At 55.1% G+C, this 4,880-nt stretch carries 6 protein-coding genes and 1 pseudogene; 3 read left to right on the forward strand and 4 right to left on the reverse strand.

What is annotated here, in order from left to right; translation table 11 throughout:
- Positions 1-523: homocysteine S-methyltransferase family protein (locus V7730_RS22025; protein ID WP_335749703.1), on the forward strand; the 523-nt coding region annotated here is incomplete at its 5' end.
- 372 nt (positions 524-895) lie between these two features.
- Here the strand turns inward: V7730_RS22025 and V7730_RS22030 are convergent.
- From V7730_RS22030 to nthA, 3 genes and pseudogenes are all read right to left on the reverse strand, one after another.
- Complete coding sequence (locus V7730_RS22030; protein WP_335749704.1) at positions 896-1,243, reverse strand: nitrile hydratase accessory protein; 348 nt, start codon at positions 1,241-1,243, stop codon at positions 896-898.
- Positions 1,230-1,892 (reverse strand): annotated as a pseudogene (gene nthB / locus V7730_RS22035) (nitrile hydratase subunit beta). The gene V7730_RS22030 and the pseudogene nthB overlap by 14 nt, the downstream one beginning before the upstream one ends.
- The gene (nthA, locus tag V7730_RS22040; protein ID WP_335749705.1) at positions 1,892-2,542 is read right to left on the reverse strand and encodes a nitrile hydratase subunit alpha; all 651 of its coding nucleotides are present in this window, start codon (positions 2,540-2,542) and stop codon (positions 1,892-1,894) included. The pseudogene nthB and the gene nthA overlap by 1 nt, the downstream one beginning before the upstream one ends.
- A 436-nt stretch (positions 2,543-2,978) precedes the next feature.
- Here nthA and V7730_RS22045 point away from each other — a divergent pair, with 436 nt between their 5' ends.
- On the forward strand, positions 2,979-3,200 hold the full coding sequence (locus tag V7730_RS22045; RefSeq protein WP_335749706.1) for a hypothetical protein: 222 nt from the start codon (positions 2,979-2,981) through the stop codon (positions 3,198-3,200).
- 31 nt (positions 3,201-3,231) lie between these two features.
- The gene (locus V7730_RS22050; RefSeq protein ID WP_335749707.1) at positions 3,232-4,209 is read left to right on the forward strand and encodes a LuxR family transcriptional regulator; all 978 of its coding nucleotides are present in this window, start codon (positions 3,232-3,234) and stop codon (positions 4,207-4,209) included.
- A gap of 119 nt (positions 4,210-4,328) precedes the next feature.
- Here V7730_RS22050 and V7730_RS22055 read toward each other — a convergent pair whose 3' ends face one another.
- Positions 4,329-4,628, reverse strand: coding sequence for a hypothetical protein (locus V7730_RS22055; protein ID WP_335749708.1), 300 nt, complete (start codon positions 4,626-4,628; stop codon positions 4,329-4,331).
- Between the last annotated feature and the right edge of the window lie 252 nt (positions 4,629-4,880).

Below are 4,880 nucleotides of genomic sequence, written 5' to 3' on the forward strand. Positions count from 1 at the left end.
ATTCTCAGTGACAATTTATGGGGCTACCGGGTCAGCTCTCAGTGACATTCAACACGATATCGTCACAGCGCTGACCCTAAGCACAACAGACGAGGCGATTGGCATCGCAAGGGCGTCAGCGGAAGCAGGTTTACCTTCGGTTATCTCCTTTACGGTTGAAAAAGATCGCAAACTTCGCAGCGGCGAAACGTTGAGGGAGGCAATAGAAACGGTTGATGCTGCGACCGCAAACGCGCCTGCCTATTACATGATCAACTGCTCGCACCCTGTCGATTTTGGTCCCGCACTTGCCAGCGAGCCTTGGGCGGACCGTATTCGAGGACTTCGGGCCAACGCCTCCTCTTTGGATCATGGTACATTGTGCCAGTTGGGCCATCTCGAGGAGGGAGACCCCGAAGAATTGGCGAGCCAGTACGTTGATATCCGAACCGCTCATCCAAAAATGAATGTCTTCGGTGGGTGTTGCGGTACAGATTATGCGCATGTCGAGAAAATCGGGAGGGCGCTTTTAGCAGCTGTGTGAGCGGCCCGCACCAATGTACTTGAGACCGCTAGCCGTCATTCGCCGCGTTGCAGAACTTCGGTTATTATGGGCTCAGACCTGCCGTTCGCCGCGTTTGCACACAAAATCAGCGCCGAGGCGGGAAGCGAACGGCGGCACAGCGGACGAAGTGTGAGTTCGCTGCGTAAGTACTTATGTCCGCTTTCAGCGTCACAATAGAATTGGCCGCCTCCAGCGAAACTGCCGATCTGTTTAGTGATGGCAGCTATTATATTGTCTGATTAATACGTGTCGTTCGCCGCAATTTTTCAAAACAGCGAATTGCGCCAAGAACGGTTTTAAGTTGCGGTAAGAGCCCCGAAAGGATTTGTCGGGAACGGACTTAGTATGGGCTTACAACTCTACTGGGTGGCCATGCGGCGTGCGCAAATAGGCTTGCTTCCAATCATCTTTCTTAGACGATATTTCGGCTTCGGAAACTTTGCACTGTTCTGTCATCAGTTTTTCCAAAGTTGCCAAAGCTACAGCGTAATATGTGTCCATATCATCCAGATTGCCCGAAGCGTGGGCGCGGCTCAACGCTGAGCCGAAAGCCTCTGACCAGGTTGACGGTTCAATGAACCGATTGGTGATCAAGGTATCAACCATGGCAAGCGTCAGTGCTTGCCATTCTTGCGCGAATACCGGCAATCCATCTAGATCTTTAAACGGTAGTGGCTTGTGAGTGCTATTTTGGGTCAAGATAGCTCTCCCATAGATCGAGGAAGATTACATCCTTACTTTCGATAGCTTCAGGCCAGAGGTTTCGCGCGTCAAATGCAACCGTTTAGAGGTGCTGGGCTTCATCGATCCCTTTTGAGACAACATCAGGAAATTGATGCGCCCCATGGTGTGCATGGATTTTTCCGGCGCGACCGCGAGCGTATCCGGGCAATCGGGTGTGGCCGGGGTTCGCATTCAGATGTGTAACAATTTCGGCTCCGACAACAAACTTTGGCTCAACATCGATGCGCCTATTATATTTGGACGCGTTTGCGCGATTTGCTTCTAATACTTGCGCCTTATCCATTGAGTTGGCCATGTCAATTGGTGGAGTGGCAGACTTTCCAGTCGCAAGCTCTTCGACTGTACAGATTTTGGAATCCACCAAAGTGGCCACGTCGGTTTCAAGCCAACTATCCAGATACGGTCGTGTCAAATAATCAGTTGGAATTGTGGTTTCCCGGACGTGACGCCACCAATCAATCGTAATGTCCGGAGCGCCCCCGCCGATGCTTTGTGAGACGCACCAAGCACGTGCTTCCCATTCAGAGTGAAAATTCTCAACAGGTTCGTGCACGTCGACAGGACCGTAACCTTGCTTGCCGCCTAAATCATGAACACCATCCATTAGTTTTGCTCCACGGTTGGCGCCGCCAGGACTCGATCAGTTCCGATCATTGAATTTCGTGTGACCAACCTTGCCAATGCGTCTTCGCCTAAGCCTTCGGTCCCAATGGGCCGTTGCGGCACAACCAAATAGCGCAATTCTGCCGTGCTGTCCCAAACGCGTATTTGTGTGTCTGCACTAAGAATGACGCCAAATTCCGCCAACACACCGCGCGGATCGCGCACAGCGCGAGATCTATAGGCGGCGGTTTTGTACCAGTTCGGCGCAATGCCGAGAATTGAAAACGGATAGCAAGAACACAAGGTACAGACGACCAAATTATGGACTTCATTCGTGTTTTCAACGGCCTTCAGATGCCCTGTCGCCTTACCTTCAAAACCAAATTCTTCAATTGCTGACGCTGCATCTAAGAGCAATCGTTCTTTGAACGCCGCATCGATCCAGGACCGTGCGACTATTTTCGAACCACGTTTTGGACCAATTTCTTCCGAATACGCCTCGACCCAGGCGTTGATCGTCTCAGTGGTCGTCAATCCCTTTTCAACCATCAGGCTCTCGATTGCCTTGACCCTTAATGCTGGCTCAGACGGTAGGTGGCTGTGGAGTTCGCGGTGGATTTCGGCGGCCTTCGCACTGTCAAAACTTGCCATAAAATTTCCCTTCTCGGCAAAGCTACCAGAATGATGTTGGGGTGTTTAGCCAAAATTTTCTGCTTGGTTTTAATGCCGCCCTCAATCGGCATTGACAGCATTGGGCGGAATTTTTGGTTGGCTGGAAATTCGTCAGCAGACCTTCGTGCGCAGCGCAGCACCGGTAATTATGGGCGGAAAGTGAACTTTCGCTGCGGTGTGGGCAGATGGCCACTAAGCGGACCAAACCGTCATTCGTGGCGGGCAGGTCTCGGCCTGAAGCCAACTGTCTCCCTTGTAGCCGAAAAAGCCCGGGATCAAATCCAGAACAAGCGTTCCCAAAGCGATCCAGCACGGGTTTCCGCAGCGTGTAGTCGATTCGGGTGACAGCCGCGGCGGTGGCGGAATGTAGGTTTGGGGCATCGAAACGCAGCTAACCCCCGAAAGGAACTGAACTATGGACCCTATTCAAGCCATCGCCGCCCGCCAAGTTTCACCGGTCCGAAAATCCGATGCAGAGGAAGTCGAAGCCTTCTACAACGCGCACGCCTTCGCTGGCTTGCACGACGCCCGGCGCGCGCTCAAGCACCTAGTCGAACTGCTGCGCGACGCGCGGAGCCGCCTTGGCGACAAGGCGCCGACTGCGCCAAAATTTGTCTCAAGAGCAGGTCGGGTGTAACATGGTGGCACAGCCATCGAAGGTAATGCCGATGCCAGACACACTTTACAGTGCGGACGACTGCGAGGCCGTTGCCGCGGTGATCCACAGGGAAACCGCCTGTTTTCGCAACTTGGATTTTGACGGCTGGGCTGCCTGCTACTTGCAGTCCCCGCGCGCCTGCACGGTCAGCGCCTCTCCGGGCCTTGGCGTCACCGTCCTGCGTGGCTGGAACGCGATCCGCGACGACATGGCCAGCGCGCTCGCGCTCGGGAGCACTCCCTGCGGAATGTCCGATTTTCGGAAATACAATATGCAAATCACCATCGACGGAGACATTGCCTGGGCGATCTATGACGGCTGGACGCAAGCCGACGATGGCAGCGAGGCAAACAGCATCGAAACTGTCATCCTCGAACGCTCGGCGAAGGGCTGGCAAATCGTCTACAACGCCTTCGCGCATAGCCGGATGACGCGCACCGCCCCCGACCGCATCGCGCTCGATGCAAAGGGTCGTGTGGTCTGGACCACGCCCGCGGCGGCAGATGCGCTGCGCACACACCCTGCGCTCACCGTCTCGAACGGGCGGCTACGCGCGCGCCGCGGTGACTGGGACAAGGTGCTGCAGGCAGCAATCGCTCGCGCAGGCGCGTTGCACGGTTTCTTCCATCACCATGAGTTTGTCGAAGCGACAGGCGCGCCCTTCCGCACGCCCGTGGTGCTGGGCGAGGACGAGACCGGCGCGGCGATGGTCTGTTCTCTGCTGGTCCTGGACGGGCTAACCTATCTCGACATCGACCCTGCCGCCGATCTCAACCGCCGGCTGGTCACGGCGAAAATGATATTTGGCCTGTCGCCCGGCCAGATGGCCCTTGCCGCTCGCATCGCTTCAGGCGAGAGTCCCACGGACGCGGCAAAGACGCAGCAGATCAGCATTAACACTGCGCGCACGCATCTCAAACGCATCTACGACAAGACTGGCGTCAATTCCCAGACTGCATTGGTCCGACTGCTGCTCAGCGTGGGCTAAATCCCGCGTATCCCGGAAGCTAATTCATGGCCATGCGAATGAGGTACTCTCGGCTCGATGCGACTGTTCGCGGCGGAATGTCCCTCGGCTTGCTGCGCGGATAAGATGAGCAAGGACCTCTAGGCTTCCGAAGAGGCCAACATCTCTCCGCCGTAAGCATCCATCAGCTCCGCTCCGAATTCCTCTGCGCCTTCAATTCGAAGGGCCGAGACATGGGCGAAGGCGTCATCGCGCACCTTACGGTTTGGATAAACTGTCACGATGGCAAAACGGTCTAATTCAGCATCCACAAGCATTGAATGATTTGCGCCCAAAGCCAAGAGCCCCGGAAAGTATTTGCGCTTCATCAGGTCGGTGACATGCTGCAGGGTCTCGGTCTCTTCTGTCATTCGCCAAGTCGTGATTGAAACAAAGCTCATTTTATCGTCCTCCGCTTCATTGAAGCATAGCACAGTTCGACACTCTGGTCCCGACAGAACGGTGATCGCCATTTTGCATAGCAGTCATTGGCTGCATTGCAGCAAGCCGACAATAAGGGCTCCGAGCTGTCGTTCGCTGCGCCGTCTACGAATGTCCGCTCAGGGCCGTTCGCGTAACTTTGCAAAGTACGCTTTCTGCGGCGATTTCAACGGGTCGACGCAACACTTTAGTCTTTAGCCAAAGATGGAGTG

This window comes from Sulfitobacter sp., assembly GCF_036961165.1.
Lineage (GTDB): Bacteria > Pseudomonadota > Alphaproteobacteria > Rhodobacterales > Rhodobacteraceae > Sulfitobacter.

What these genes read in the sequence shown, in the direction of transcription:
- nthA (WP_335749705.1), bottom strand. Translation starts at nt 2,542, where the DNA reads ATGGCAAGTTTTGACAGTGCGAAGGCCGCCGAAATCCACCGCGAACTC.
- V7730_RS22045 (WP_335749706.1), top strand. Translation starts at nt 2,979, where the DNA reads ATGGACCCTATTCAAGCCATCGCCGCCCGCCAAGTTTCACCGGTCCGA.
- V7730_RS22050 (WP_335749707.1), top strand. Translation starts at nt 3,232, where the DNA reads ATGCCAGACACACTTTACAGTGCGGACGACTGCGAGGCCGTTGCCGCG.
- V7730_RS22055 (WP_335749708.1), bottom strand. Translation starts at nt 4,628, where the DNA reads ATGAGCTTTGTTTCAATCACGACTTGGCGAATGACAGAAGAGACCGAG.